The sequence below is a fragment of the Vibrio sp. 1580 genome, assembly GCF_033340055.1.
On sequence record NZ_JAWOVT010000368.1, the window covers coordinates 1 to 646 of the forward strand.

Below are 646 nucleotides of genomic sequence, written 5' to 3' on the forward strand. Positions count from 1 at the left end.
CCAGTTGGCGATGTTCATCAACTTCGAAAATGACCCTACGTCGGAGCTGTCGGGGCGTTCATTGAAAGTGGATGTGAAAAATACCGATATCTTCAGTTTTGGCCCTGAGCATAAGAACTTAGTCGGCAGTGTCGATTTGGTTTACCGCAACTCCTGGCATGAAGTGCGTACACTGCATTTCAAAGGCGAAACGGCGATGTTGGATGCGCTAAAAACCATTTTGGGCAAAATGCACCAAGATGCGTTGCCACCAGAATCGGTTGATGTGTTCTGCTACGCGAAAAACATGCGTGGAGTGATGCGTAATATGGTGTATCAGCTTCTTGCGGAATGCATCGACTTGCGTTTGAAGCCGGTGGAGCAAGAAAAACGCCGCCGCTTTAAAGCGATGCGTCTTGGTAACCAAACCTACGGATTGTTCTTTGAACGCCGTGGTGTGTCGGTGCAGAAGTTAGAAAACTCCATCGATTTCTACCGCAGCATTTCTACCAACAAGCTAAAAGGCTCGCCGCTGTTAATGCTCGACCGTGAGCAAGAATACCAATTACCAGAAGCGGTGGATGGTTTTGCCAGTGAAGGTTTGGTGCAATTCTTCTTTGAAGATAACGAAGACGGTTTCAACATCTATGTATTGGATGAGTCGAAC

1 protein-coding gene is annotated in these 646 nt (G+C 47.2%); it reads left to right on the plus strand.

Translation table 11 applies throughout. From position 1 onward, the window contains the following. On the plus strand, window positions 1-646 hold a 646-nt coding region (locus tag R7093_RS26055; RefSeq protein WP_318147123.1), incomplete at both ends, for a class I adenylate cyclase.